At 74.6% G+C, this 24,490-nt stretch carries 20 protein-coding genes and 2 pseudogenes; 8 read left to right on the forward strand and 14 right to left on the reverse strand.

Going from position 1 to position 24,490, the window contains the following annotated elements; genetic code table 11:
* Both ABT014_RS33140 and ABT014_RS33145 read right to left on the reverse strand, forming a co-directional pair.
* Positions 1–300 (reverse strand): annotated as a pseudogene (locus ABT014_RS33140) (hypothetical protein); the annotation flags it as partial.
* 221 nt (positions 301–521) lie between these two features.
* Positions 522–1,928 carry a sigma-70 family RNA polymerase sigma factor gene (locus ABT014_RS33145; RefSeq protein WP_350643312.1) on the reverse strand — a complete coding sequence of 469 codons (1,407 nt, stop codon included), beginning with the start codon at positions 1,926–1,928 and terminating at the stop codon, positions 522–524.
* Positions 1,929–2,316: 388 nt separating this feature from the next.
* On the opposite strand from ABT014_RS33145, the gene ABT014_RS33150 reads away from it, so the two are divergent.
* Positions 2,317–3,681: a metallopeptidase domain-containing protein gene (locus ABT014_RS33150; protein ID WP_350643314.1), complete on the forward strand. Its 1,365-nt coding sequence runs from the start codon at positions 2,317–2,319 to the stop codon at positions 3,679–3,681.
* 63 nt (positions 3,682–3,744) lie between these two features.
* Here ABT014_RS33150 and ABT014_RS33155 read toward each other — a convergent pair whose 3' ends face one another.
* The 3 genes from ABT014_RS33155 to ABT014_RS33165 form a co-directional block, all read right to left on the reverse strand.
* Complete coding sequence (locus tag ABT014_RS33155) at positions 3,745–4,752, reverse strand: NADP-dependent oxidoreductase (RefSeq protein ID WP_350643316.1); 1,008 nt, start codon at positions 4,750–4,752, stop codon at positions 3,745–3,747.
* A 168-nt stretch (positions 4,753–4,920) separates the two neighbouring features.
* Positions 4,921–5,337, reverse strand: coding sequence for a DUF3224 domain-containing protein (locus ABT014_RS33160; protein WP_350643318.1), 417 nt, complete (start codon positions 5,335–5,337; stop codon positions 4,921–4,923).
* Positions 5,338–5,408: 71 nt separating this feature from the next.
* Entirely contained in the window at positions 5,409–5,765 is a 357-nt protein-coding gene (locus ABT014_RS33165) for a hypothetical protein (RefSeq protein ID WP_350643319.1), read from the reverse strand.
* A gap of 331 nt (positions 5,766–6,096) precedes the next feature.
* Here ABT014_RS33165 and ABT014_RS33170 point away from each other — a divergent pair, with 331 nt between their 5' ends.
* From ABT014_RS33170 to ABT014_RS33185, 4 genes are all read left to right on the forward strand, one after another.
* A complete protein-coding gene (locus ABT014_RS33170; protein ID WP_350643321.1) occupies positions 6,097–7,137 on the forward strand; it encodes a substrate-binding domain-containing protein in 1,041 nt (346 codons plus the stop codon).
* A gap of 70 nt (positions 7,138–7,207) precedes the next feature.
* On the forward strand, positions 7,208–8,806 hold the full coding sequence (locus tag ABT014_RS33175; protein ID WP_350643323.1) for a sugar ABC transporter ATP-binding protein: 1,599 nt from the start codon (positions 7,208–7,210) through the stop codon (positions 8,804–8,806).
* A complete protein-coding gene (locus tag ABT014_RS33180) occupies positions 8,803–9,834 on the forward strand; it encodes an ABC transporter permease (RefSeq protein ID WP_350643325.1) in 1,032 nt (343 codons plus the stop codon). Before ABT014_RS33175 ends, ABT014_RS33180 begins: the two co-directional genes overlap by 4 nt.
* Before the next feature lie 145 nt (positions 9,835–9,979).
* The gene (locus tag ABT014_RS33185) at positions 9,980–10,519 is read left to right on the forward strand and encodes a hypothetical protein (RefSeq protein ID WP_350643344.1); all 540 of its coding nucleotides are present in this window, start codon (positions 9,980–9,982) and stop codon (positions 10,517–10,519) included.
* Positions 10,520–10,535: 16 nt separating this feature from the next.
* Here ABT014_RS33185 and cutA read toward each other — a convergent pair whose 3' ends face one another.
* Positions 10,536–10,859 (reverse strand): divalent-cation tolerance protein CutA, encoded by a 324-nt coding sequence (gene cutA / locus ABT014_RS33190; RefSeq protein ID WP_350643327.1) that lies wholly within the window; start codon positions 10,857–10,859, stop codon positions 10,536–10,538.
* Positions 10,860–10,914: 55 nt separating this feature from the next.
* Positions 10,915–12,315 carry an NsdA family TPR-like regulatory protein gene (locus tag ABT014_RS33195; protein WP_350643328.1) on the reverse strand — a complete coding sequence of 467 codons (1,401 nt, stop codon included), beginning with the start codon at positions 12,313–12,315 and terminating at the stop codon, positions 10,915–10,917.
* 289 nt (positions 12,316–12,604) lie between these two features.
* On the opposite strand from ABT014_RS33195, the gene ABT014_RS33200 reads away from it, so the two are divergent.
* Positions 12,605–15,811, forward strand: coding sequence for a M28 family peptidase (locus ABT014_RS33200; protein ID WP_350643330.1), 3,207 nt, complete (start codon positions 12,605–12,607; stop codon positions 15,809–15,811).
* A gap of 78 nt (positions 15,812–15,889) precedes the next feature.
* Here the strand turns inward: ABT014_RS33200 and ABT014_RS33205 are convergent, their stop codons facing one another.
* From ABT014_RS33205 to ABT014_RS33215, 3 genes are all read right to left on the reverse strand, one after another.
* Positions 15,890–17,536: an amidohydrolase gene (locus ABT014_RS33205; protein WP_350643331.1), complete on the reverse strand. Its 1,647-nt coding sequence runs from the start codon at positions 17,534–17,536 to the stop codon at positions 15,890–15,892.
* The gene (locus tag ABT014_RS33210; RefSeq protein ID WP_350643332.1) at positions 17,533–18,981 is read right to left on the reverse strand and encodes an APC family permease; all 1,449 of its coding nucleotides are present in this window, start codon (positions 18,979–18,981) and stop codon (positions 17,533–17,535) included. The genes ABT014_RS33205 and ABT014_RS33210 overlap by 4 nt, the downstream gene beginning before the upstream one ends.
* 149 nt (positions 18,982–19,130) lie before the next feature.
* Positions 19,131–20,039, reverse strand: coding sequence for an Lrp/AsnC family transcriptional regulator (locus ABT014_RS33215; RefSeq protein WP_350643334.1), 909 nt, complete (start codon positions 20,037–20,039; stop codon positions 19,131–19,133).
* A gap of 163 nt (positions 20,040–20,202) precedes the next feature.
* Here ABT014_RS33215 and ABT014_RS33220 point away from each other — a divergent pair, with 163 nt between their 5' ends.
* Positions 20,203–20,466, forward strand: coding sequence for a dsRBD fold-containing protein (locus ABT014_RS33220; protein ID WP_350643336.1), 264 nt, complete (start codon positions 20,203–20,205; stop codon positions 20,464–20,466).
* On the opposite strand, the gene ABT014_RS33225 is transcribed toward ABT014_RS33220, so the two are convergent.
* The 4 genes from ABT014_RS33225 to ABT014_RS33240 are packed head-to-tail and all read right to left on the reverse strand — an operon-like array spanning position 20,460 to position 24,087.
* Positions 20,460–21,122 carry a LutC/YkgG family protein gene (locus ABT014_RS33225; protein ID WP_350643337.1) on the reverse strand — a complete coding sequence of 221 codons (663 nt, stop codon included), beginning with the start codon at positions 21,120–21,122 and terminating at the stop codon, positions 20,460–20,462. The genes ABT014_RS33220 and ABT014_RS33225 overlap by 7 nt on opposite strands.
* Entirely contained in the window at positions 21,119–22,576 is a 1,458-nt protein-coding gene (locus tag ABT014_RS33230) for a lactate utilization protein B (protein ID WP_350643338.1), read from the reverse strand. Before ABT014_RS33230 ends, ABT014_RS33225 begins: the two co-directional genes overlap by 4 nt.
* Positions 22,573–23,316: a (Fe-S)-binding protein gene (locus ABT014_RS33235; protein ID WP_350643340.1), complete on the reverse strand. Its 744-nt coding sequence runs from the start codon at positions 23,314–23,316 to the stop codon at positions 22,573–22,575. Before ABT014_RS33235 ends, ABT014_RS33230 begins: the two co-directional genes overlap by 4 nt.
* A gap of 42 nt (positions 23,317–23,358) precedes the next feature.
* Positions 23,359–24,087, reverse strand: coding sequence for a ribonuclease H family protein (locus tag ABT014_RS33240; RefSeq protein WP_350643342.1), 729 nt, complete (start codon positions 24,085–24,087; stop codon positions 23,359–23,361).
* A gap of 301 nt (positions 24,088–24,388) precedes the next feature.
* Here ABT014_RS33240 and ABT014_RS33245 point away from each other — a divergent pair.
* Positions 24,389–24,490 (forward strand): annotated as a pseudogene (locus ABT014_RS33245) (electron transfer flavoprotein subunit beta); the annotation flags it as partial.

The raw sequence follows: 24,490 nt of genomic DNA on the forward strand, positions 1-24,490 counted from the left end.
CAGGTTGCTCACGCCGATCACGGCCACCAGGATCAGCGAGAGCGCCCGGGACATCCGGTTCTGCCGGGTCATCCGGCGCGGGTTGACCGCGATCAGCGGGATCAGCAGCAGCATCTCCAGACCCGGCAGCACGAACCGCGGGCCGACCAGCAGCCGCTCCGGCAGAGCGAGGTACAGCAGGATCGCGGCCAGCGTCGCCAGCACGGCGGGCAGCCGTGCCTCGCCCCGGCGCTCGTGCCGGGGGAAGCGCCGCAGCGCCTTGGTCCGGTGGTCGTTCGACGGTTGCCGGTCGGTGCCCATGCCTTCGGTCTCCTCGCTCGGAACAGCTGCCCTCCCGTCTGCCCGGCCGTCCGCCAGCCATTCCGGTCCGGGCGCACCGGTCCTCCGGCCCCCGGTGCCGGCGGGCGGCGCTCAGGTGCCGAGCGGGCGCTGCTGCCAGCGGAAGGCCTGGCTGTTGTAGTAGTTCTGACTCTGTGTCAGCTGGTCGCCGGCGCCGGGGTGATCGGCCTTGGGCCAGTGCTTCAGCCGACGAGCAGGCCGGTGGCGGTGTTGATGACCATGCCGTTGTCGCAGACGGTCCAGACCTGGGCCTTGCCGGTGGTCGTGCAGGCCTCCTGGACCAGGGGTGCGCCGTCGACCGTGCTGCCGCCGGTGCCCAGGCAGCGGCCGGTGCCGAGGTTCTTGATGCGCGTGTCGGTGCCGGCGGGCAGCAGGATCCAGGTCTGGCCGGCGCTGCCGTCGCAGCCGCGCTGGGTGAGACCGCCGCCGGGGTCGGCCTGGGCGCACAGGCCGGTCATGGCGTTGACCAGGGACCGCGAGCCCGGGGGCGCGGACGGCGCGGGGGTGGCGGACGGCGTCGCCGGTGTTGCCAGGTGCGGCGGGGCGACGGCGGAGGCCGGCGTGGCCGAGATGGTCGGCTCCTGGCTCGCGGGCTCCGACACGGGGGTGGCGGCCGGGCCGGCGGCCGGGGCCGCGGCCCGGTGGGGCGGGTGCCACAGGTTCGGCACGACGGCGACGGCGGCGACGGTCGCGCCGGTGACGGCCGCGGCCGTCCACGCCGCCTTGGCGGTGGCCAGGCGGTGCGCGACCCCGAGCTTGGCGGCCGCCAGCTGGACGCCGTGCCCCGCGGTCGCCGACCACAGGCTCGCCGGGTTCCAGAGCAGGATGCCCACCGGCAGGATCGCGCCGAGCCGGCCGTTGAGGTCCCGCAGGTCGCGATCGGCGCGGGCGCAGCCGGCGCAGGACCGCAGGTGGCGGTCGAGGTCGTGGGCGACGCGCTTGTCCGGCCGGCGGACGGAGCTGGCGATCCGCGCGCCGAAGTGGCGGCACTCGTCGCTGGCACTCTGGTCGAGGTGGGCCCGCAGGTACGCCTCGCGCAGGCCTTCGCGGGCGCGGGCGACGAGCGAACCGACCCCGCCGGCGGTGATGCCGAGGCGGTGGGCGGTCGCGTCCGCGGCCTCGTGCTCGACGACCGCGTGCCACAGCACGGCCTGCCAGCGTTCGGGCAGCGACCGGTAGGCGCGCAGCACGAGCGAGGCCTCCTCGGCGGCGAGCACGGCCCGTTCCGCGTCGTGGCCGGCGGGCAGGGAGTCGGCCCAGGACTCGAAGTCGTCCGACAGTTGGGTGCGCGCGCCCTCGCGGGCCCAGTCCACGGCGGTGTGGCGGACGCAGGTCAGCAGGTAGGGGCGCCAGGCGTGCTGCGGGCCGGCGCCGGCGGTGACCGCGCGGTAGGTGCGGGCGAAGGCCTCGGCCGCGAGATCGTGCGCGGTGGCGGCGTCCCGGCAACAGGTACGGGCGTAGGCGAGCACGGCCGGGTGGTGGCGGGCGAACACCTCGCCCATCACCACGTGGACGGCGGGCCCCGCCGGCGACGCGGGCTCGCGCAGCAGTGCGGCCAGCTGCGCATCGGTCAGATCGGTCAGATCCACCCGGATTTCCGTCGCCAGTACGCGCACCGCCCGCTCCCGTCCGCTCGCCGATAGCCGGTCGGGCCAGGTCGAAGGCCCTGTCCACCGCGCAAGGAGGTCGCGCCCCGACCGGAATGCGCGCAAGTGTGCCACGGCCGCCGACCCGTGCGACAAGGCCCGATACCGGGCGGGAGGGCGGCGCCGGCCCCTTCCGTGCACGCACCGCCGCCCGGGCGGCACGCGGGAAACCCGAAAGGTAAAGCCTTGGCAAAGTCACGGGTTGCCGGCCCGCTCCCCCGGTCTCCCCCTCAGGATCCGTTCCTTCGGGCAGGGCCGCAGGCCTCCTGCCAGGCACTCCACCCCCGACCGGACGCCCGCACCGACCGACAACCGGAAGAGAGAACGCACAGTGGCCAACAACCGCCTGAAGAGGAAGCGGCGCTGCACCGTCGCCGCCGCCGCGTCCCTCGGCCTGCTCGCCACACCGGCGTCCGCCGAGCCGGCTCCCCAGACCGTCGACCACCGCGCCGTGGTGCTCGTCAACTTCCGCAACCTCGCGCTGGCCGATCCGCAGAAGGCCCACGACCAGGCGGCACGGAACTTCTTCGGGGCCACGGACTCGCTCGCGTCGTACTACGCCGACAACTCGGGCGGGCGGCTGAGCATCGTGCCCGCCAAGGGTGACGGCGTGTTCGGGCCGTTCACCATCGACATGGACGACACCGCGGCCTGCGACACCAACAAGATGGCGGACCTCGCCCGCAAGGCGATCCCCGACGTGACGTACGACCACATCTCGATCGTCATGAACACCAAGTTCTGCAGCGAGTGGTGGGGCCTCGGCTCGATGCCCGGCCCGAAGACCTGGTTCCACGAGGGGGCCGTCGGCGACAAGGCCGCCATCGTCCACGAGGCGGGCCACAACCTCGGCTTCGCCCACCAGGAACGCCACCTGTGCCCGGCCGGCACGTTCACCGCCTGCACCGCGGACGGCTACAGCTACCGCACGCCGATGGGCGCGGGCGGCGAGAAGAAGGGGCTGACGGCACCGGAGCTGCTGTCCGTGAAGTGGCTCACCGCCCAGCAGGTCACCACACCGTCGGCCACCTCGACCGTGCACCTCACCCCGCTGCACGCGCCCGGGACCTCCGGCGTGCGCGCCGTCGATCTCCCGTTGGGGACGGGCGGGGACCGGATCGTCGTCGAGTACCGCATGCCCGACGCGGCCACCGCGGACCGCGACGTCGCCCAGGGCGTAGCCGTCTACCAGGTCCCGGGCGGCCACTACGACCGCGCGATCATGATCAGCAACGTCAAGCACGACGACAAGGCCGCCACCGGCTCGTTCTCCACCGGCGGCGCCGCCCTCACCGACACCTCCGCGCACCTGTCGATCAGCGTCACCCGGGCCACCGCCGCGGGGGCGGACGTCCGCATCCAGCTCGGGGACGACGCCGGCACCCCGCCGACCGGGAAGCCCACCAGCCCGGCGCCGACCCCGACCGTCCCACCCACCACCTCGGCGAAGCCCTCGCAGGCCCCGACGCCGACCGCCCCGCCCACCTCCGACCAGCCGGACGGCCACTCCGTGATCGGTTCCTCGGTCAGCCCCGTCCCGGCCGGCGCCGGCTCCGACGGCACGGCCGGCGACGGCGTGCTCGCCTCCACCGGCGGTGGCGGCACCGGGGCCGGTGTCGCCGGGGCGGCCATGATCGCGGTCGGCGGCGCCGCGGTGTTCCTGGTGCGCAGGCGCCGCGCCCACCGCAAGCACTGACGCCCGGCGGGCCGCCGTCCCCGGACGGCGGCCCGCACCCGTGTCACCCCGGCCCGGCGCGGCTCAGTCGAGCTCCAGCACCAGCTTCCCGGTGTTCTCGCCGCGGAACAGCATCTGGAGGGTGGCCGGGAAGTCGTCCACGCCGCCGCGCACCAGGTGCTCCTTGACCTTGATCCGGCCGTCCGAGATCCAGCCGGCGAGCTCGCGCGCGGCCTCGGCGAAGCGGGGTGCGTGGTCGAAGACCACGAAGCCCTCCATCCGGGCCCGGCGCACCAGCAGGGTCAGGTAGTTGGACGGGCCCTGCACCGCGGTCTCGTTGTTGTACTGGCTGATCGCGCCGCAGATCACCACCCGGGCGTGCATCGCCAGCCTGGTCAGCGCGGCGTCCAGGATGTCGCCGCCGACGTTGTCGAAGTACACGTCGATGCCGTCGGGGGCGTGCGTGCGCAGCGCCTTGCGCACGTCCTCGGAGCGGTAGTCGATCGCCGCGTCGAAGCCGAGCTCCTCGGTGAGCAGGGCGCACTTCTCGGCGCCGCCGGCGATGCCGATCACCCGGCAGCCCTTCACCTTGGCGATCTGGCCGGCCATGGTGCCGACGGCGCCCGCGGCACCCGACACCACGACGGTCTCACCTTCCTTGAGCGCGCCCACGTCCAGCAGGCCGAAGTAGGCGGTCATGCCCGACATGCCGAGCGCGCCGAGGTAGGTGGACGGCGGGGCGAGGGCCGGGTCGATCTTCAGCGCGCCCTTGCCGCCGGAGACCACGTATTCCTGCACGCCGAAGGTGCCGACCACGTGGTCACCCGGCCGGTAGTCGGGGTGGTTGGACTCGGTGACCTCGATGACCGATCCGGCCCGCATCACGTCGCCGAGGGCCACCGGCGGCAGGTAGGACGGGCGGTCGTCGAGCCAGCCGCGCATCGCCGGGTCCAGCGAGATGAACCTGGTCCGCCCGGCGAACCGGCCCTCGCCGGGGGCCTCGGCCGGCTCGGTGACGTGCGCCCAGTCCTCGGGCTTCAGCTCGCCCACCGGGCGGGCGGCGAGGCGGATCTGACGGTTGGTACCCGGCATGAGCTCTCCTGTGGCCTTCTCGGACGGCACGGGTGACCCCGCGACGCGATCGCCGACAGTCTAAGCAAGCGCTTAGTCATTGACCAGGGCCGGCCGTCCCAGCAGGATGCAGCCATGCGCATGACAGGCCATCCAGCGGGACCCGACCCGTCCGCCGGGCGGGCGCCGTCAGGCGGAGGCGTCGAGCTCGTAGTCGAACCACATCCGGTGCGTGCCGTCGGCGTCGACCGCCAGCCCGCCGCCGCCCCGGATCCCGGCCAGGGCGCCGGTGCCGCTGGCCGGCACGATGGTGAAGAACTCGGCCGTCCGGTCACTGCCGGAGGTGGTCGCCGAGTGGACGAAGTTGAAGGCCCCCTCGGCCCCGTTCAACGACCCCTCGAAGGACTCCATCGCCACGTACGTGCCGACTCCCGACTGCTGGTCGAAGGCGGCCGTGAAGAGGGTGGCGGAGCGGCCGGCGACCTCGCCCTCGAAGCTCTTCTCCAGGGTCGCCACGCCCACCGGCAGGTTGGTGGCGATCGGCGGGCTCGGCTCCAGCCCGGTCGGGACGAAGGACTTCACGCTGAACGTTCCGGAGGCTCTCATGCCGGCCATCGTAGGGGCGCGGTACGACAGTCCGGCCGAGCCGCACCGGCGGTCGGGCGGCGGCCGCGCCGTCAACCCCCGCCGCCCTCGCGGACGGTGGCCCCGTGGTGGCAGGCCAGCACCAGGCGCGCCTCCCGGAGCAGCCCGAGCGCGGCCCGCAGGTGCCGGGCGACCTGCGGCAGCAGCGTGCCGCGGAACCGGTCGGCGCGGGCCACCTCGACGGCGGCCCGGGCCAGTAGGTCGGCGGCGTCCGGGAAGTCCGGGTGGCGCCCGTCCGCGGCGGTCTCGGCGGCGACGGCGGCCAGGATCTCGGCGATCTCCCCCGCCCCCGGATCGTCCAGCACGTCCTCGCCCCAGAGCAGCAACTCCCGGGCGACCGCGCACAGCAGGGCATCCCGCCGTCGTTCCCACCAACCCCCGCACGTCACAGGGAGATCATCCCTCATCACGGAGCGCAGCGGAGGGCTGATGGTCCAGCTCGCCCCCGGATGTTGGTTTTCGCGCGGTCATGTTGGATTGCCGGCAGCGCCGCGCGCGGATTCGGCGCCAGGGGAACGTCACAAGGGGATCTCAGCCGCCCGGACCTCTTGACGCTGGCAGCCGAACAGAGGTGTCATATGGCCCATCACGTTTGAACATGTTGAGTTATGGGCGCTTTCGGCTCGGCGAACCACCGAACCGAACCGCCCCGCACCGAGCACGTCCACCCCGACACCGTGCCACCGCCGAGCCGCGGCCAGCGCACCAAGGAGCGTCCTCATGTTCCGTACCTACCGTCACCAGGCCGCCGCCGCGGGCCTGCTGCTCGTCCTCGGCCTGGCCACCGGCTGTTCCACCGGGCGCGAGAGCACCGGCGGCGACGCCTCGGTGGCCCCGGTCAGCGGGAAGATCTCGCTGACGTACCTGCAGAAGCAGGGCGACCAGGAGTACTTCATCGGCGAGGCCGCCGGGGCGAAGGCCAAGGCCGCCGAGCTCGGCATCGACCTGAAGGTGGTCAACCTCGGCAACGACGCCAACAAGACCGTCAGCGAGGTGCAGTCGGCGATCGCCCAGAAGAGCAACGGCCTGATCATCGTGGTCCCGGACCCGGCGGTGGGCCCGCAGGTGGTGCAGACCGCCAAGGACGCCAAGGTCGCCCTGCTCACCTCCGACGACCAGATCTGCGCCAGCGGCCCCGACCCGGCCTCCTGCGCCAAGTCCGACCTGGTGGCCCGGATCGGCTTCAGCGGCGCCCAGATGGGCGGCGAGGTCGGCAAGCGCGCCGTCACCGAGTACCAGAAGGCCGGCTGGAACCCCGCCGACACCCGGATCATCTCCGCCTGGAAGCAGGACGTCACGGTCTGCGGCGACCGCGTCAAGGCCGCCAAGGAGGCGTTCAACGCGGCCGTGCCCGGCGTGCAGAACGTCGACGTCGCCACCGACAACACCCCCACCGGCGCCCAGGACAAGATCGCCGCCACGGTCACCGCCAACCCGGGGGTGAAGAACTGGATCGTCTGGGGCTGCAACGACGAGAACGTCCAGGGCGGGGTCACCGCCCTGCAGAACGCCGGCTTCAAGGCCGACAACGTCATCGGCGTCGGCCTCGGTGCCTACCTCGCCTGCAAGGACTGGAGCGGCGACAAGCCCACCGGCATGAAGGCCGCGCTCTTCATCAACGGCAAGGACGTCGGCGCGCTCGCCGTCCAGACCATGTACGACAAGCTCAAGAACTCCAAGGACTTCCCGGCCGAGGCCTTCGCCCCCACCACCATGGTCGACGCCGCCACCTGGAAGACCGCCGGAGTCACCTGCAGCTGACCCGCGACGCCCGCTCCGCTCGCACCCCACCAGACGAGCGACCACCCGCGAACCACCCAGAGGTGACCCCATGAGCAGCGCACCCGACCCGAGCCCGGACCCCCGTCCACCCGCCGCCGAACCCGGCCCCGCGCCCGGCGCCGCGGGCGTCCGGGGGATCACCAAGCGGTTCGGGGCGGTACGCGCGCTCGACGGGGTCACCCTGGACTTCCCGGGCGGCCAGGTCACGGCGCTGATGGGCGAGAACGGCGCGGGCAAGTCCACCCTGCTGAAGATCCTCACCGGCGACCACCGGCCCACCGAGGGCCACGTGGTGCTCGACGGCCGGCGGGTCGAGCTGCGCTCGCCGGCCGAGGCGCGCGCCGCCGGGATCCGGATCATCCCGCAGGAACCCGAGATCATCCCGCACGTCTCGGTCGCCGAGAACGTGTACGCCGGCACGCTCCCCCGGCGCGCCGGCCGCCGGCTGGACCGGGCCGAGCTGCGCCGCCGGATCCACGCCGACCTGGAACGGCTCGGCTTCGCCGGCGTGCTCGACCCGGACCGGCTCGGCTCGAAGCTGACCCCCGCCCAGCGCCAACTGGTCGAGATCATGCGGGCGCTGACCGGCGAGGCCAAGCTGATCGCCTTCGACGAGCCCACCTCCTCGCTCTCCGAGCACGAGGTCGACGCGCTGTTCGCGCTGATCCGGCGGCTGCGCGACCAGGGCATCGCGATCGTCTACGTCTCCCACCGGATGAAGGAGATCTCCCAACTGGCCGACCGGATCGCCGTGCTGCGCGACGGCGCACTGGTCGGCGTCCAGGACGCGGCCACCACCGGCGAGGGCGAGCTGGTGCGGCTGATGGTCGGCCGCGACCTGTCCGCGGTGTTCTCCCGCGAGCGGGTGGCCACCGACCGCACGGTGCTCGACGTCCAGCAGGTCACCACCGACCACGTCCGCGACATCAGCCTGCGGCTGCACGCCGGCGAGGTGGTCGGCCTGGCCGGCCTGATCGGCGCCGGCCGCTCCGAACTCGCCCTGGCCCTCGCCGGCGACCTGCCGATCCACTCCGGCACCGTCACCCTCGACGGCGTACGGCTGCGCTCCGGCCACCCCGGCGAGGTGATCCGCGCGGGCCTGGGCCTGGCGCCCGAGGAGCGCAAGGCGCAGGCCCTGCTGCTGCACCGCTCGATCCGCGACAACACCTCGCTGGTGGTGCTGGACCGGCTGCGCCGCCTGCGGTTCGTGCGCCGCGGCCAGGAGCGGGCGCTCGCCCAGGAGTTCACCGACCGGCTGCGGGTGCGCACGCCGTCGATCGAGCACGAGGTGCGCAAGCTCTCCGGCGGCAACCAGCAGAAGGTGGTGCTGGCGCGCTGGCTGGCCCGCAAGCCCAAGGTGCTGATCCTGGACGAACCCACCCGCGGCATCGACGTCGGCGCCAAGGCCGAGATCTACCAGATCATCGCCGACCTCGCCGCCGAGGGCGTCGCCCTGCTGGTGATCTCCTCCGAACTCCCGGAGATCCTCGGGCTCGCCGACCGCGTGGTGGTCATGCAGGGCGGGCGGATCACCGGCGAACTCGACCGCGCGGACGCCTCCGAGGAGGCGATCCTCGCCCTGGCCATGGCCGACGACCTCTCCGCGACCACCCCCGCGCCCGCCCCCGCCCCTGGAGCAGCCCGATGAGCGCCACCACCACCCCCCGGCCGTCCGCGAAGGACCTGCCCGCCGGCCGGCCCGGCGCCCGCGCCCTGCTCGGCTCGCTGAACGGGCAGAACCTCAGCCTGATCGGCGCCCTGATCGTCGTCCTCGCGCTGTTCGGCCTGCTCAACGACAACTACCTCAGCCTGTCCAACATGCAGGTGATCGCCGAGGCCGCCACCATCACCGGCCTGCTCGCCGTGGTGCAGACCGTCGTGATCATCTGCGGCGGCCTGGACATCTCGGTCGGCTCCCAGGCGGGCGTCGCCTCCGTGGTCAGCGCGATGGCGTTCACCTCCAGCGGCGCCAACCCGTTCGCCGGGATGGCCGCCGCCGTCGGCGTGGGCGGCTGCGTGGGGCTGCTGAACGGCGTGATCATCGTCTACGGCCGGGTCAACCCGACCATCGCCACCCTGGCCGGGCTCGCCGCCTACAAGGGCCTGGCCCAACTCCTGTCCGACGGACGGGCGCAGGGCTACGTGCTCAACGACGACGTGTTCGTCTTCCTCGGCCGCGGCAAGATCGCCGGGCTGCCCGTGATGGTCTGGATCCTGATCCTGGTCGCACTCGCCGTCCACCTGCTGCTGAAGTACACCGACATCGGCCGCAACGTCTACGCGATCGGCGGCAACGACACCGCCGCCCGGCTGGCCGGCATCAACATCAACAAGTACCTGGTCTCGGTCTACGCCCTGATCGGCGTGGTCGCCGCCGTCGCCGGCATCCTGCTCACCGCCCGCACCGGCTCCGGCCAGCCCACCTCGGGCAGCGAGGGGCTCGAACTCAAGGCCATCACCGCAGCCGCGCTGGGCGGCTGCGCGCTCAAGGGCGGCAAGGGCGGCATCGGCGGCACCCTGCTCGCGGTCGCCCTGCTGGGCTGCCTGGAGAACGGCCTGACCGTCGAGGGCATCAACGCCTTCTGGCAGAACGTCGCCCAGGGCGCCCTGCTGGTGGTCGCCGTGGTCATCCAGCAGCGCCGCAGCGGCGAGCGGGCGGTCGGCCTGCCGGCCTGAGCACCCACCCACCTGTCGGACGGCCGGTCCCCGGACGGGGGCCGGCCGTCCGGCGTGCGCGCACGCCCTGGGGCAGGGCAGGACCTAAGCTGGGGCGGTGCAGGGCTTCGCGACGACCGAGTTCCAGCTCGTGCTGCTGCGGCGGATGGCCGACTTCAACCCCGTCCTGGTCGAGCGGGCGGTGGCCCGGCTGGGCGCCTCCCGGACCGACCTGCGGGAGGCGAACAAGCGGTGGCAGGCGATGGTCCGCTCGCCCCGCTTCCCGCACGGCGCCCGGCGCTACGCCGCGGTGCTCGGGCCGCCGCAGGCCACCGCGGTGCGGCGGATCGGTGACCTCGACTGCACCGCGCAGCTCTGGCAGCTGCCGCTCTGGCCCGAGCTGCGGTTCGAGATCCTGCTCGGCCCCGGCGGCGCGGGCCCGGTCTGGAACGAGTGGCTGGTACGGGCCCCCGGCGCCCCCTCCCCCGGGCTGCCGACGGTGGCCGATCTGACGCCGTGGAGCTGCGTGGTCGCCGATCTGGGCGCCGCCTTCCCCTCGGCCCGCCCGCGCGAGGGCAGCGCGCCGACCCGCTGGCAGCTCGACTTCACCGCCGCCGGCGCCGACGGCACCGAGCGGGAGTGGACCGCCGATTTCACCTGGGGCCTGCTCCAGGAGGTCCGTCCCGGCGAGGCCGGCCGGAGCTGAACCGCCGGGCGGACGGTCAGCCGGCCGTCTCCGCGTGCACCCAAGCCAGGTAGGCGGCGCTGCCGGCGACCACCGGGACGGCGATGATCTCCGGGGTGTCGTAGTCGTGGTGCTCGGCGATGAAGGCCACCAGGCGGTCGGCGAGCGCGGCCGGGGTCTTGAAGTCGATCCGCCACTCGGGCCCGCTCCGCACCTCGCCCTCCCACCGGTACACCGAGCCGACCGGGTGGAGCTGGGCGCAGGCCGCCAGACGCTCGCCGATCACGGCACCGGCCAGGGCGCGGGCCTTGCCCTCGTCGTCGTGGGTGGTGCTGACCACCAGGACGTCACGGTTCGTCATACCGGGAGCCTAGGCCCTCGCTCGCGACTCCTGTCAGCAGCGCGGGCGGGTGAGGTCAGCCGGTGAGGTCGGTGAGGTGGTGGGCGGCGGCGAGCAGGTCCGGGCGGTGGCCGGGGCGGGTGAGCAGGCGTTCGCGCAGGCCGCGCAGCTCGTGGCCGACCAGGGCCGGGAGCTCGCCGGGGGTGGTCTCCAGGGCGGGGCCGAGCAGCGCCAGGGCGGCCTGGGGCTCGTCCGCGCAGAGCAGGCAGTCGGCGATCCGCAGGGTGAACAGCAGGCGGGTGGCGGGGAGTTGCTGCGGGCCGAGCAGCCGTAGCGCGGTGTGGGCGGCGTCCAGCGCGCGCAGGGCGAGCCGGGGGTCACCGGTGACCGCCGCGGCGTCCCGCAGGGCGGCCGCGGCGGCGGACTCCACCCGCAGGTGCATGGAGGTGGCGGACAGCCAGGGGGCGTCCGCCTCGTCCCGGCCGTCGAGGTGGTCCAGGTGCAGGCGGGCGCGGGACAGGTGGCGTACGGTCGCCCGGACCTCGCCGGCCAGCGCGTACGCCCGGGCCTGGTAGACCTGGGAGAGCGCGCCCGTCCAGTGCCGGTCCGGTGCGGCCCGGGTGATCTCGCGGGCGTAGCCGAGCGCCGAGGCGGCGTCACCCTCCAGGCGGGCGAGGGTGCTCATGTCGCCGAGCGCCGCCACCTGCGTGATCGGGTCGCCGGCCTGGACGGACCAGCCGAGCGCCCGGTCGAAGCAGGCCATCGCGGTGGCGCTGCGACCGTGCTGCAGGCGCAGCCCGCCGGCGGCGTGCGCGTACTCGGCGGCGAGCCGGGCGAGCGGGCGCCGGCCGGCCCGCTCGGGGGCGGCGGCCAGCCGCCGGACCAGGGCGCGCAGGGTGTGTTCGACGGGGGCCGCGGAGACCTGGCCGGGGTGTTCCTCGGCGGCCCGCAGGTGGGCGGCGAGCAGGGCGGTCAGTGCGTGCACGGTGGCGGCGTCCGGCGGGCGGGTGGTGGCGGGGTCGCCGCAGAACTCGCGGTGCAGGGCGGCGATCTCGGCTGCCGGGGGCACGGTGCAGCCGGCCGGCCCGTGCAGCGGGCAGAGCACCCCGTAGTCGGGGAGCCGGGCGGGCGGGCGGCCGAGCGGGAGCGCGGGCCCGGCGGCGGGGCCGCCGGGCAGCGGCGGCTGGAACGGGCGGGCCGCGGGCGGGGGTTGGCCGGGGGCGCCCTCCTCGGCCGCGCGGCAGGCGGCGAGCAGCTCGCCGCCGGCGGCCAGCAGCTGGTCGAGCCGGTCGGCGAGCCGTGGGGAGGCGCGGCGGGTGCCGTGCTCCAGCTTGCTGATGGCGGTGTGGTCGTAGCCGATCGCGGTGCCCAGCCGGGTCTGGGTCAGGCCGGCCCGCCGGCGCCAGTGGCGCAGCCGGGTTCCGAAGGCCTGCCAGGGGTCGGTGGGCGCGGGTGCGCCGGCGCTGCTGGGGTGCACGGGCGGGCCTCCCCCGGGCTCGGGTCGGCGGGCCCGGGCAGCGGCCCGCCGAGCGAGACGGTACTGGACGGCGGGCGCCGCGTACATGCAGTGGTCTCAACCTCTCTGCCCTTCGGGGGACTTGACAGAACTTGCCGAAGCTTTGCCGCAGATGACTAGACCATTGACCGAGGCATGACCACATGTGAGGGTTCCGGCACCCGGACGCGGACACCCCCGGGGCGCCTCCTCCCCGAACGCCACCGGGGCACCGTCCGCGTTCGAGGACCCCCACGTACGAGGAGCCTCGATGCCACATCCCTCCACCGGCCGGCTGCTGACGGCCGGGACCACCCTGGCCGTACTGGCCGGCCTGCTGACCGCCACCGCGGGCCCGGCCACCGCCACGGCCGCCGGCGCCGCGGCCGCACCCGTTCCGCCGCCCGGCGCGCTGGCCGCCGCCGTCTCGGCCGCCGACCAGGCGGCCGCGGCCGGCCTGGACTCGCTCGCCAAGGGCCCGGGCGAGAGCTACGAGCGGCGCACCGTCACCCCCTGGGTCGGCGGCCTCTACTCCGTCGCCTACGAGCGCAGCTACCGCGGCCTGCCGGTGGTCGGCGGCGACGCCGTGGTGCTCGCCGACGGGCAGGGCCGGGTCCGCGGCACCCAGTCGGCCGCCCCCGGCCCGGTCGGCGTGCCGACCGGGCCCACGGTCACCGCCGCGGCCGCCGAACGGACCGCCCGGGCCCGGCTCGCGACGGTGGACGCCGTGGAGTCGCAGCGCCTGGTGGTCCGGGTCACGGACGGCGCCGCACACCTGGCCTGGGAGACCGTGCTCAGCGGCCGCAGCGCCTCCGCCCCCAGCCACCCGCACGTCTTCGTGGACGCCCGCAGCGGCGCGGTGCTCGACAGCTACGACGACGTCAAGGCCGGGACCGCCACCAGCAAGTGGAACGGCCCCTCCCCGCTCACCATCAGCACCACCGCCTCCGGCGGCAGCTACTCGCTGCGCGACCCCAACCGGCCCGGGCTCAGCTGCGCCGACTACAGCACCGGCCAGGTCTTCTCCAAGAGCAGCGACTCCTGGGGCACCGGCAACCCGACCAGCAAGGAGACCGGCTGCGCCGACGTGATGGTCGCGGCGCAGAAGGAGTGGGACATGCTCCGCGACTGGCTGGGTCGCAACGGGCACAACGGCAACGGCGGCAGCTGGCCGGTCAAGGTCGGGCTGAACGACGTGAACGCCTACTGGGACGGCTCCTCGGTCTCCGTCGGCCACAACAACGCGAACGAGTGGATCGCCGCGATCGACGTGGTGGGCCACGAGTTCGGGCACGGCATCGACCAGTACACGCCCGGCGGTGCCAACAACGAGAACGGCCTCGGCGAGGGCACCGGTGACATCTTCGGCGCGCTCACCGAGGCGTACGCCAACGAGCCGGCCCCGTACGACTCCCCGGACTACACCGTCGGCGAGATGATCAACCTGGTCGGGAACGGGCCGATCCGCAACATGTACAACCCCTCCCTGGTGGGCAACAACCCGAACTGCTACTCCGCCTCGATCCCGAGCACCGAGGTGCACGCCGCAGCGGGCCCGCTGAACCACTGGTTCTACCTGCTCGCCGAGGGCTCGGCGCCGGGCGGCGGCAAGCCCTCCAGCCCGACCTGCAACAACTCCACCGTGACCGGGGCCGGCATCCGCGACGCCGGGCGGGTCTTCTACGGCGGCATGCTGCTCAAGACCAGCGGCATGACCTACAAGCGCTACCGCACCGCCACCCTGACGGCGGCGAAGAACCTGGACCCGGCCTGCACCCTGTTCAACCGCACCAAGGCGGCCTGGGACGCGGTCAGCGTGCCCGCGCAGACCGGTGACCCGACCTGCACGCCGTCCGGTACCAACGACTTCTCGCTCACCGTCGCCCCGGGCACCGGCTCCGCGCAGCCCGGCGGTTCGGTGACCGCCACGGTCGGCACCGCCGTCACCTCCGGCACCGCGCAGAGCGTGGCGCTCACCGCCTCGGGCCAGCCGAGCGGTGTCACGGTCGCCTTCAACCCGGCCTCCGTGCAGGCCGGTTCGTCCTCGACGATGACCGTCACGGTGGGCGGCTCGGTGCCCGCCGGGAGCTACACCGTCACGGTGACCGGCACCGGCAGCGCCACCCACACCGCGCAGTTCACCCTGACGGTGGGCGGCGGCGGCAACCCCGGCGGCGGCGCGCCCGACATCGACGTCGCCAAGGTGCAGGCCGACCTCGCCCAGCTGAACACCATCGCCAGCCAGAACGGCGGCAACCGCCGGGCCGGCAGCGCCGGCCACACCCAGTCGGTCGCCTACCTCAAGGGCCGTCTCCAGGCGGCCGGTTACACCGTCACCGAGCAGACCTGCAGCTCGTGCACCTACGCCTCCAACAACCTGATCGCGGACTGGCCGGGCGGCCCGGCCGACCAGGTGACCATGTTCGGCGCCCACCTGGACAGCGTCGCCGCGGGCCCCGGGATCAACGACAACGGTTCGGGCTCGGCCGTGCTGCTGGAGAACGCGCTGGCGCTCGCCCAGCAGAACCCGACCATGACCCGGCACGTGCGGTTCGCCTGGTGGACCGGCGAGGAGCAGGGCCTCCAGGGCTCCGCCTCGTACGTCGGCCAGTTGAGCTCGGCGCAGCGCAGCGCCGTCAAGGCGTACTACAACTTCGACATGGTCGGCTCGCCCAACGCGGGGTACTTCGTCAACAACCTGACCTCGACGGCCGCGGCGCCGCTGAAGGCGTACTGGGACTCCCTGGGCCTGCAGCCGGAGGAGAACGTGGAGGGCCAGGGCCGTTCCGACGACTACTCCTTCCAGCAGGGCGGCATCCCCACCTCCGGGTACGCGGCGGGGGCCAGCGCGGTCAAGTCCTCGGCGCAGGCCGCGAAGTGGGGCGGCACGGCGGGCCGGGCGTACGACTCCTGCTACCACCAGTCCTGCGACACCACCGGCAACGTCAGCGCGACCGTGCTGGACCGCAGCGCCGACGGCGTCGCCTCCGCGCTCTGGAAGACCTCGGTCGGCGGCACCGCACCGGCCGACGACTTCTCGCTCGCGGTGAACCCGGCCACCGGCAGCGCCGACGCCGGGAGCAGCACCACCGCGACGGTGTCCACCGCCACCACCGCGGGCTCGGCGCAGACGGTGAACCTGTCCGCGTCCGGCCAGCCGAGCAGCGTCACCGTCTCGTTCAACCCCGCCTCGGTGCCGAGCGGTTCCTCCGCGACCATGACCGTCGCGGTGGGCGCAGCGGTCGCCCCCGGCACGTACACCATCACGGTGACCGGCAGCGGCAGCGCCACCCACGCCACCACCTACTCGCTGGTGGTGGGTGGCGGCAGCGGCGGCGGGACCTGGGCGGCGGGCACCGTCTACAAGGCGGGCGACCTGGTCACCTACGCCGGGATCGGCTACCGCTGCATCCAGGGCCACCAGGCGCAGACCGGCTGGGAGCCGCCGATCGTCCCGGCGCTCTGGCAGCGCCTGTGACCTGACCTGACCAATCGGCCCGGCCACCGGGTCGGTCGTGCCGCGGCCCCGTCCTGCGACGGGCCGCGGCACGGCCGTTCAGCCGGCCCGGTGGATCGCCTCGCCGCCGACCACGGCGAGGTCGACCCGGGTGTCCAGCAGCGCCTTCGGGTCGAGCCCGAACGGGTCCTGGGAGAGCAGGACCAGGTCGCCCAGCTTGCCGGGGGTCAGCGAACCGAGCCGGTCGTCCAGGAAGTTGGCGTACGCGCTGCCCAGGGTGTAGCCGCGCAGGGCGGTGGTGAGCGACACGGTCTCGGCCGGCATCCACGGTTCGCCGCCCGCCAGGCCCTGCCGGGTGACGGCGGTGTAGAGCCCGATCAGCGGGTCCATCTCGGCCACGTTCCAGTCGCTGGAGAAGGCCAGCGCCGCCCCCGCCTCGTGCAGGCTGCGCATCGGCCACGCCTTGGACCAGCGGTGCTCGCCGACCGCCTCGGCCCAGTCCCGGCCCGGGCCGGCGATGTCCGGGGAGCAGTGCCGGGGCTGCATGCAGGCGACCACCCCGAGGGCGGCGAACCGGGGCACGTCGGCCGGGTCCAGGCACTCCACGTGCACCACCTGGTGCCGGGCGTCGCGCGGCCCGTTCACCCGGTGGGCGTGCTCCACCGCGTCCAGCACGGTGCGGATGCCGCGGTCGCCGGTGGCGTGCACGAAGGTCTGGAAGCCGGCCGCGTCCAGCCGGGCCAGCACCTCGGCGAACTCGGCGGGCGGGTAGAAGGTCTCCCCGCGGTGGCTGTGGTGGCCCGCGTACGGCTCCAGCAGGGCCGCGGTGTGCGGTTCCACCACGTCGTCGATGTACAGCTTCAGCGGGCCGACCCGGAACCGGTCGCTGTCGTGCCGCCGGGCGGCGGCGGCGAACTCGTCCAGCTCCGCGCCGGTGGTGCCGCGCGGGTGGAACAGCGCGGCGACCAGGCGCGAGCGCAGCCGGCCCTCGGCGATGGCCCGTTCGAACAGCGCCAGGTCGTCCAGCGAGTTCTGCGGCTCGACCACGGTGGTCAGGCCGTACCCGGCGGCCTGGTCCAGGCTGGCGCACAGCCGCCCGTACCGGCGCTCCGGCGAGGCCCACGGCACGCCGGCGGCGCTCAGCGCCCGGTGGCCGTCCCGGGACAGGCCGCGGATCGCGAAGTCGGTCAGGAAGCCGGTCGGCTCCCCGGTGACCGGGTCCTTCTGCACGGTGCCGTACGGGACCTCCCGGTCGGCCGCGGTGATGCCGAGCCGGCGCAGCGCGGCGGTGTTCAGCCAGGCGGTGTGGACGTCGTAGCTGAGCACGAAGGCGGGGCGCCCGCCGGTGTACGGGTCGAGGTCGGCGGCGGTGGGCATCCGGCCGCCGGGGATCGCGGAGTAGTCGAAGGCCTCGGCCTCGATCCAGTCCGCCCCGGGGTGGCGGGCCAGCCAGTCGGCGATCCGGGCGCCGATGGCGGCGAGGTCGGCGGCGCCGGCCAGCTGGACGCAGGCGGCGTCGGAGCCGAGCCGGACGTGGTTGTGGCTGTCCACGAAGCCCGGCAGCAGCAGCCGGCCGCGGGCGTCGACCACCTCGGTGGCGGGGCCGGCCAGCTCGCGCCAGCCGTCGCCGTCGCCGACCCAGGCGATCCGGCCGTCGCGGACGGCGACCGCTTCGGCCCGGGGGCGGGCGTCGTCGACAGTGTGGACGTGGGCGTTGTGGACGATCAGGTCGGCGGGGTGGTTCACGAGTTCTCCGGGACGACGGTGGCGGCGGTGGCGGTGGCGGCGGCGGGAATGGGCACGGCGGCCGGCTGCGGCGTACCGCTCTGGTCGGCGGGCAGGCTGAGCACCCACCGGGTGGCGCTGCGCGGGCGCAGGTAGAGCAGCCAGTACAGGAGTCCGACCAGCAGCACCGCGAGGGTGATCAGCAGGTCGCGGACGGCCTGCTGGGTGAGCACGTAGCCGAGCACGGCGGTGGTGAGCACCGGGGCGAGCGGCCACAGCGGCATCCGCCAGGCGTCGGTGGCGCGGTGCCGGCGGCTGCGGGCGGCCAGCGCGGCGACGCCGAGCAGCAGGTAGATGACGGCGACGACGACGCCGGTGAAGCCGAGCAGCGCGTCGATCGGCACGGTGAGCGCCAGCACCGCGCCGGGGGCGCCGATGGCGAGGGTGGCGACCCAGGGCGAGCCCCAGCGCGGGTGCAGGGTGCCCAGGGCCCGGTTGACCGGGTCCGGCCAGGTGCGGTCGCGGGCCGAGGCGTACAGCACCCGGCCGTTCTGGATCACCATCACGATCACCGCGTTGAGGATGGCGGCGGCGATGCACAGGCTGACGAAGGTGCCGACGCCGCTGCCGGCCCAGGAGTCGACGATGGCCACCAGGTCGCCGGCGGCGAGCTGGTCCGGGGAGCTGACGCCCAGGCAGATCGCCACCACCGGGACGGTGATCACCACCACGCCGGCCAGCAGCGACCAGAGCACCGTCCGGGCGACCGAGCGGCGCGGCTCGCGCAGGTCCTCGGAGAGGTAGATCGCGGTGCCGAAGCCGTTGTAGGTGAAGACGGCGACGGCCAGTCCGGAGATCAGCAGGCCGAGCGTGAACGGGCCGGTGCCGCCCTGGCCGTCCGGGACCGCGGCGTGCACCAGTGAGGACACCGGCTGGTGCACGTGGGTCAGGCCGAGCACGCTGACCACGCCGGCGGCCAGCAGTTCCAGGCCGAGGAAGATGCCGGTGATCAGGGCGTTGGACTTGATGTCCAGCACGCCGACCGCGACGGCCAGCACCATCACCGCCGCGCCGGCCACCGCCGGGTCGAGCGAGAGCACCGAGCCCAGGTAGTCGGCGGTGCCGAGCGCGATGATCGGCGGGATGACCAGCAGCGAGACGATCGAGATCACGAACACCAGCCAGCCGGTCAGCCGGCCGAGCACCCGGCCGACGATCGAGTACTCGCCGCCGGCGCTGGGCACCAGCGTGCCGAGCTCGGCGTAGCACAGGCCGACGCCGAGCGAGAGCACCGCGGCGACCAGCAGGCTGAGCACGGCGCCGCTGCCCTGCGACTGGAGCAGCGGGGGCACGACGATGAACAGCGAGGAGGCAGGGGTGACGCAGGACAGGGTCAGCAGGACCCCGCCGAAGACGCCCAGGGAGCGCGGCAGCGCCGCGACCGGGGTGCTGGGGGAAGACGTCATCGGGTGACCGGGCTTTCTCGGGGGAGGTGTCCGGCCATTCAAGGCGAGGCGAAAAGAATGCGTCAAGGGGGTGAAGGCACGATTTCGCCGGTCATTTTCCTGGAATCTGGCGAATCATTTGTGGCGCTCTTCCCGCGCCGAGTATTCGCCTACGCGATGGGCAGATCGTAGGTGTAGGACTCCTTCACGATCGCCAGGTGCACCCAGGATTCCGCCCGGGCCACCCCGGGCAGCGCGCGGACGCCCTCCAGCCGGGCGAGCAGCGCGGTGCGGTCCGGCGCGTCCAGCCCGCAGACCAGGTCGAAGCGGCCGTGGCCGGTCGCCACGTAGTTCACCCCCGGCAGGTCGGCCGCCGCCCGGGCCACCTCGCGGACCGGGCCGAGCACGCCCAGGCCGATCCCGGCCGCCTCCCGCACCCCGTGCGCCCGCGACTCCACCAGGCCGGTGACGTGCACCGCGCCCTCGGCCAGCAGCCGCAGCACCCGGGCCCGGGTGGCCGGCTGGGACAGCCCGACCCGTTCGGCCAGCGCGGCGAAGGCGGCCCGGCCGTCCGCCTGGAGCAGCCAGAGCAGCCGCCGGTCGGTACCGTCCAGCCGGGGCACCGCCGCCGGTCGCGCCCCGGCGACCGCGGGCGAGTACGCGTCGCGGACCAGTTCGGCGCAGCGGAACACCTCCACCCCGCGGACCCCGGGCACCGCCCGGAGCGCGGCGAACTCCTCGTCCAGGGCCGCGCTGTCGGCCACCCGGACCTCGACGATCACGCTCGGCCGGCCCGCCGTGCAGGAGACGAAGCTGCTCGCCCGCCGGGCGGCCGCCGCGGCCGCGACCGGGGCGCCGGGCCCCGCCACGTCCAGCGAGACGTGCGCCACCGCCTCGATGCCGGCCACCGCGGGCGGCACGATCCCGACGATCCGGACCTCGCCGCGGTTCAGCAGCCGCTGCACCCGGGCCCGGGCCGCCTCCCGCGAGATGCCGAGCAGGTCGGACAGCTGCTGGTAGCTGACCCGGCCGTCGCGCTGGAGTTCGCGCACCAGCGCGGCATCGGTGGTGTCGAGCACGGCGGGCCCCCGGGACGGTACGGCGAACGGGCGGAAACAGGCCCACCTTAGGGCTTCTCCTGCGGACCGCGCCGGGGCCGGTGGGGCGTTGCGGGGCACCGGGGCCGGGCGCAGGCTGGTGGGGAGGAGCGGTAGCGCGGGGGACGGCGTCTGGAGGCCGGCCATGCAGAACCAGTGGGATGTGCAGCTGAACTTCGCCGAGGACGGGGTGCAGACCGTCTGCGAGGCCTCGCTGGTCGGGCCGCAGGCGCCCGGCCTGCACGGGCACGGCGAGGCGGTCCGCAGCGTGGACGACCGCCCGCTGGCCCGGATCGGCGAGGAACTCGCGGCCTCGCGCGCCCTGGAGGACCTGTCGCACCGGCTGAGGTCCCAGGCCGACGGCGAGATCGCCGACGAGGGGCACCGGCCCGCCTACCTCATCTACTGACGCACCGGCGGGTGCCCCGGCCGGTCCTCGACCAGCAGGACGTCCAGGACCCGGGGTCCGTGCACGCCTTCGACCCGGTCGAGTTCGATGTCGCTGGTGGCGGACGGGCCGGAGACGAAGGTGAGCGGCCGGGTCGGGTCGAGGGTGGCGAGCGCGCCGGGCACGTCGGCCGCGATCTGCGAGGCCCGTACCACGCACAGGTGGTGGTCGGGGACGAGGGTCAGCGCGCGCCGCCCCTGGCCGGGTCCGGCGTCCAGCACCAGGGTGCCGGTGACGGCGATCGCCAGCGCCGCGGTGGTGACCGCGCCGTCCAGCGCGTCCAGCTCCTGGACGGTCAGCGGCGGCCGGTCCCGGCGCACCCGCAGGCCGGGCGCCTCGGGCAGCCAGTCCGGCGGGAAGCCCTCCGGCACCACGACCGTGCGCACCCCCCGCGCGGCCAGGGTGGCCCGGACCGTCGCGGCGACGGCCGGGGGCGCGCAGCGCACGACACTCGCCCGGTAGTCGGCGACCCGGGCGGCGAACAGGTCGGCGAGGTCACCGGTGGCGTGGCTGCGGCGGTACCCGCGCGGGACGGGCACGTCCTGCGGCCGCTCGTCGGCGGGGACGTCGGCCAGCGCGGCCCGGATCCGGTCCAGCATCAGCCGGCGGCTGCTCATGACGGCTCCCGGGTGCGGCGCCACCAGGCGCGGAAGGACTCGGCGGGCGGGACGGGGCTGTCCCGATGGTCGGACCAGGCGCGCAGCGGGCCGGGCAGCCGGCCGATCCGGCCGCGGCGGGCGAGCGCCCGGCCGCCGAGCGCGGCGGCCCGCTGGGCGGCGGCCAGCCGCTGCGGCGAGGCGAGCACCAGCGCGGCGGCCTTCATCGCCAGCGCCTCGGCGCCGGGGGTGCGCCGGCCACGGCGGCGCGCCTCCACGACCCGGGCCCGCAGGTGGACCAGCACCTCGGGGATGTCGATCCGGACCGGGCAGGCGTCGTAGCAGGCCCCGCACAGGGTGGAGGCGAACGGCAGCGAGGCCGCGTGCTCCACGCCGACCAGCTGGGGGGTGAGCACCGCGCCGATCGGCCCGGGGTACACCGAGCCGTAGGCGTGGCCGCCGGTGCGCTCGTACACCGGGCAGACGTTCAGGCAGGCCGAGCAGCGGATGCAGGCCAGCGCCTGGCGCCCGACGGTGTCCCGCAGGGTGGCGGTGCGGCCGTTGTCGAGCAGCACCAGGTGGAAGGCGCCGGGCCCGTCGCCCGGCGTGGTGCCGGTCCACATCGAGGTGTACGGGTTCATCCGCTCGCCGGTCGACGAGCGCGGCAGCAGCTGGAGGAAGACCTCCAGGTCGGCGAAGTCGGGCAGCACCTTCTCGATGCCCATCACGGTGATCAGGGTCTGCGGCAGGGTCAGGCACATCCGCCCGTTGCCCTCCGACTCGACCACCGCGACGGTGCCGGTGGCGGCGATCGCGAAGTTCGCCCCGGAGACCGCGACCTTGGCGGTCAGGAACTTCTCCCGCAGGTGCAGCCGGGCCGCCTCGGCCAGCGCCCGGGGGTCGTCGGTCAGGCCGTCGGGCGCCGGGCGGCCCCAGCGGGCCATCTCCCGGACGAAGATCTCCCGGATCTCCGCCCGGCCGCGGTGGATCGCCGGCACCAGGATGTGGGAGGGCCGGTCGTCGCCCAACTGCACGATCAGCTCGGCGAGATCGGTCTCGTACGCGCGGATGCCGGCCTCGGCCAGCGCCTCGTTCAGGCCGATCTCCTGGGTGGCCATCGACTTCACCTTGACCACCTCGCGCTCGCCGGTGGCCCGGACCAGGTCGGTGACGATCCGGTTGGCCTCGGCGGCGTCGGCGGCCCAGTGCACGGTGCCGCCCGCCGCGGTGACGGACCGCTCCAGCTGCTCCAGGTAGTGGTCGAGGTGGCGCAGCGTACGGCGCTTGAGGGCCGCACCCGCCGCGCGCAGCTGCTCCCAGTCGTCCAGCTCGCCGGTGACCGCCAGCCGCTTGTCCCGGATGGTGCCGGTGGCCTTGCGCAGGTTGCCCCGCAGCACCGGGTCGGCGAGGGCGGCCCGGGCGGCCGCCGGGAAGGCGGGGGTGCCGAGCCAGACCAGGCCGTGGTGGTCGGTCACCGCCGGCCCCCCGGTGCGGTGGCGGCGAGGATCTCGGCCAGGTGCAGGGTGCGCACGCCGCCGCGCCGGCGGTCCAGGCCGCCGCCGATGTGCAGCAGGCAGGAGGTGTCGGCCGCGCAGAGCACCTCGGCGCCGGTGGCGAGGACGTCGCGCGCCTTGTCGGCGAGCATCGCGGCGGAGGTGTCGGGGTTCTTCACCGCGAAGGTGCCGCCGAAGCCGCAGCAGGAGTCCGCCCGCTCCAGGTCGACGAGGTCGAGCCCGTCGACCGCGCGCAGCAGCCGGTACGGGCGGTCGGCCAGCCGCAGTCCGCGCAGCGAGTGGCAGGTCGGGTGGTAGGCGACCCGGTGCGGGAAGTACGCGCCGACCTCGGTGACGCCGAGCACGTCGGTCAGGAACTCGGTGAACTCGTGGACGCGCGGGACCAGTTCGGCGACCTGGCGGCGCAGGGCCGCGGTGCCGTACCGCTCGGCGAGCGCCGGATGGGTGCCGCGGACCAGGCCGGCGCACGAGGCCGAGGGAGTCACCACGGCCTCGTACCCGGCGAACGCCTCGGCGAAGCGCCGGACCAGCGGCGCCGCCTCGGCCCGGTAGCCGGTGTTGACGTGCATCTGCCCGCAGCAGGTCTGCGCCGCCGGGAAGTCCACGGTGTGGCCGAGGCGTTCGAGCACCTCGACCACGGCCCGGCCGGTGCCGGGGAGGAGGGTGTCGTTGAAGCAGGTGATGAACAGGGCGACGCGCATCGGTGTCCACTCTCCCCTACCGGCCCCACAGGCCTCGGCACCTCAGGACCGGGTGTCGGCGCACTCCGGGTGGCCCCAGCCGCTGCCCACCTTGGTGATCCGCTCGCCCTTGCCGTACGGGCGCGAGCAGGGGCAGGTCCCGGGGAAGCGGGCGGCGAGGCTCGGCCGGCCGCCGCCGGAGCGGGTGGCACCGGAGCCGGAGCCGGACCCCGGGCGGGTGGAGCCGGTGGCGGCACCGGCGGCCGGCGCGCGGCGGGCCTTGCGGGGCGCCGAGGTGGCGGCGGCCGGGTCCGGGACCGGGAGGTCGGCCGCGGTGCCGCCGGCGGCCTGCTGGGTGCGGGCGGCGTCGCTGGCGGCCTTGTCGGCGATCGCGTTCAGCGGGTCGCCGTCCACCTGGTGCGCGGGGACGTAGACGAAGGCGACCTCGCGGTCGGTCAGCAGGCCGTCGATCCGCTGGATCAGCTCCTGGTTGGCGACCGGCTTGCCGGCGGCCGTCTTCCAGCCGTTGCGCTTCCAGCCGGCGAGCCACTTGGTGACGGCGTCGCGGGTGTAGGTGCTGTCGAGGCGCACCTCCAGCGGCAGCTCGGGGTCGGTGGCCGCCAGCAGCTGCTCCAGCGCGGTCAGTTCGCCCACGTTGTTGGTGCTGTGCCCGAGCGGGCCGGCCTGCCAGCGCTGCGGGACGCCGTCGCCGTCCGCGACCACGAAGGCCCAGGCGGCCGGGCCCGGGTTGCCCTTGGCGGCTCCGTCACATGCTGCGATCACTCGTTCCATGACCACGATGATGGCAGGTTCCGTGTGGCGGCCCGTCCCGCGCGCCCGCGAGTGGTTCACTGGGCGGCGACCGGGCGCCGGACCGGCCCCCATCGGATGGCACTCAGTACCCTCACAGGGGGTCGCGGTGCCGAATAAACCGGGCGGACGGCCGCCACGACCGCCGACCACCGGACGCGGCGACCCCGGAACGCCGAGGTACTGGCACTGAGTGTGTTCCATTCGGGGTACTGAGTACCCTAGAGTGAGCGATGTCTTCCGGCTCGCAGGCCGAACGTCCCGACTGAGAGGAGCAGGCAGCATGTCCCTGAGGATCGTTGTCTGTGTGAAGTACGTGCCCGACGCGACCGGTGACCGTCGCTTCGCGGACGACACCACCACCGACCGGGAGGGCGTGGACGGC

Source organism: Kitasatospora sp. NPDC094015 (assembly GCF_040304075.1).
Lineage (GTDB): Bacteria > Actinomycetota > Actinomycetes > Streptomycetales > Streptomycetaceae > Kitasatospora.

Bases quoted from the DNA above. Each gene is read 5' to 3' on its own strand.
- ABT014_RS33240 (WP_350643342.1), bottom strand. From the start codon at position 24,087: ATGGAACGAGTGATCGCAGCATGTGACGGAGCCGCCAAGGGCAACCCG.
- ABT014_RS33170 (WP_350643321.1), top strand. From the start codon at position 6,097: ATGTTCCGTACCTACCGTCACCAGGCCGCCGCCGCGGGCCTGCTGCTC.
- ABT014_RS33180 (WP_350643325.1), top strand. From the start codon at position 8,803: ATGAGCGCCACCACCACCCCCCGGCCGTCCGCGAAGGACCTGCCCGCC.
- ABT014_RS33210 (WP_350643332.1), bottom strand. From the start codon at position 18,981: ATGACGTCTTCCCCCAGCACCCCGGTCGCGGCGCTGCCGCGCTCCCTG.
- ABT014_RS33155 (WP_350643316.1), bottom strand. From the start codon at position 4,752: ATGCCGGGTACCAACCGTCAGATCCGCCTCGCCGCCCGCCCGGTGGGC.
- ABT014_RS33235 (WP_350643340.1), bottom strand. From the start codon at position 23,316: ATGCGCGTCGCCCTGTTCATCACCTGCTTCAACGACACCCTCCTCCCC.
- ABT014_RS33225 (WP_350643337.1), bottom strand. From the start codon at position 21,122: ATGAGCAGCCGCCGGCTGATGCTGGACCGGATCCGGGCCGCGCTGGCC.
- ABT014_RS33220 (WP_350643336.1), top strand. From the start codon at position 20,203: ATGCAGAACCAGTGGGATGTGCAGCTGAACTTCGCCGAGGACGGGGTG.
- ABT014_RS33160 (WP_350643318.1), bottom strand. From the start codon at position 5,337: ATGAGAGCCTCCGGAACGTTCAGCGTGAAGTCCTTCGTCCCGACCGGG.
- ABT014_RS33175 (WP_350643323.1), top strand. From the start codon at position 7,208: ATGAGCAGCGCACCCGACCCGAGCCCGGACCCCCGTCCACCCGCCGCC.
- ABT014_RS33185 (WP_350643344.1), top strand. From the start codon at position 9,980: ATGGCCGACTTCAACCCCGTCCTGGTCGAGCGGGCGGTGGCCCGGCTG.
- cutA (WP_350643327.1), bottom strand. From the start codon at position 10,859: ATGACGAACCGTGACGTCCTGGTGGTCAGCACCACCCACGACGACGAG.
- ABT014_RS33200 (WP_350643330.1), top strand. From the start codon at position 12,605: ATGCCACATCCCTCCACCGGCCGGCTGCTGACGGCCGGGACCACCCTG.